Here is a 2,103-nt window from a genome sequence, read left to right as displayed (position 1 = left end):
CGCGGGATCGTATCCGTCTTGCGTCCCCGACGCTTACGGATATGGTTGTCACTCATCCGGATCTTCCGGGCCTCGAGATTCGGGTTCCGAAGGGAACCGTGATTCGTGATCACAGCGGTAAAGTGGTCACGGAATTAGCGATCGTGCCGATGCCTGTCGATCGGGCACCAACGCCGGCCGCCGGTAACTTCCCGATGTACTTCAGCCTGCAGCCGGGTGGCGCTACGGTTCAGAACATCAATCCAGATGGCGAGCAGGGTGTATCGATCACTTACCCGAATTATTCACGCGCACCGGCAGGTGCTGCTGCGGAATTCTATGTGTATCGGCCGGACAACGGTTGGACTGTTTACGGCACGGGCGTTGTTACCAGCGATGGTCGCCAGGTAAAGCCTGAGTCGGGAGTCAGACTGAATTATCTCATGTCGGGAAGCTACGGCCTGAGTGAGCAACACCCGCCTGACGATAATCCGACTGTGCCGTGCGGTGCCTGCGCGGCCGATCCCGTGGACCTTTGGAGTGGAACATTTCTCGAAGAGGAGAATGACATCGTCATAAAGGATGTTATTCCCCTCACACTCTCTCGGCACTGGCACGACAACGCCTACCATCCTCTCGACCAACGGATGTTTGGCGGGTGGCGTTCGAACTATGACATCTACGTTCAAAGTCCGAATGCGGACTTCTCTGCGCCGATTGTTCGCCTTCCCAATGGGAACGGGATGAAGTTCAGTCAGATTGCCACTCGAGCGGGCGATACCTACACGTGGCAATACACCGGAGATCGCTCGCAATGGTACGGGGCCGTCTTGGAAACCGTTTCCTACAATGACCGGTGTGGTGCCATCATTGAATGCTATTTGCTGACGACGGTTAATGGGACGGAGTATCAGTTCACTAATTCATATCCGAGCAACGGCGCTCCGAGTCAGCTTACTTTTATTCGTGACCGGTTCCACAATCAAATTGCGTTTACTTGGAATGCGGGTTTGTTGCAGCAGATCACATCGTCGAGTGGCCGCTTTATAACGCTGGCTTATGACGCGTACAACAATGTCAGTACCGCCACAGATAACGCGGGCCGCACGTGGAGCTATTCATACCATAGAGAGAAGCTACCGACGCTAGTTCAGTCTAACCGCGCAAAAAAAGCGATCAATGCCACGGCGGCAGCGACAGACGATCCGCTGTCCTACGCGTACTTTCTGGACTCGGTGACGTTTCCAGATGGCTCCGTGAAGAAATACACCTACCAAGATGACTACGTGACTCCCGCCGGCCCTCCAGGAAGCAGCTATTCCGTGCCTGGGACGCTCCTAACGGCGACAGATCGGAACGGGAAAATCATTCTTTCAAACACCTACGAGAACGGAAGCACTCGGGTACTGAAGCAGACTCGGGCTGACGGGAGTGCCTATCAGCTCGCCTACACCATGGCGAACAAAGTGCCTTCGCGAGTGCAAGTAACCGATCCGCTTGGAAACGTAAGGGCGGTGGACTTCGATCCGGCCTCTGGTTATCCAATTGCAGAGACGCGGGCATTTGGTACGCCCCTGGCTCAGACTACGACCTATAGCCTAAACGGCGCCGGTCGGGTAGATAGCCAAGTTGATTCGCTAGGCCGAAAGACGGCGTTTGAATACGACGCGACGGGCCACCTTTCCAGACGGACCCGGTTAGCTGGCACGGCCAATGCTGTCACATCTCAGTACACGTGGAGTCAGGACTACGGACTCCCTTTGACTAGTACCGACGAGCTCGGCCACACAACGAAATACGAGTACGTGCAAGGCTGCTTGTCGGCAGTAACTGACGCCTCGGGAATCAGCACGACCATCGTGTGTAATGCACAGGGGCAGCCCGTCAAGGTAGCGGACGCTGCCGGTAACACGAGGACTTTCGAATACGAAGGCTTCGATCTTAGCAAGGTTACGGATGCTGCGGGAAGAGCTACTTCTAGGCGTGTCGACAGCCTTGGGCGGATTACGGCCGCCGTCGATAGTGCAGGAAGAACAACGCAATTCATCTCGGACACGAACGACCGCGTGATCGCCATAACCTCCGCGCAGGGAGAGCTGACACGGTACAGCTACGACTTTGAAG

General features: G+C 55.7%; 1 protein-coding gene. It reads left to right on the top strand.

Translation table 11 applies throughout. The features are described 5' to 3' along the window. Positions 1-98: 98 nt before the first annotated feature. On the top strand, positions 99-2,103 hold a 2,005-nt coding region (locus AC1DVF_RS29080; protein ID WP_477783611.1), incomplete at its 3' end, for a DUF6531 domain-containing protein.

The sequence above is a fragment of the Pseudomonas sp. P4_D7 genome (genome assembly GCF_056401755.1).
The sequence above is the reverse complement of the archived record's forward strand: the minus strand, read 5'-3'. Positions and strand labels throughout refer to the sequence as shown.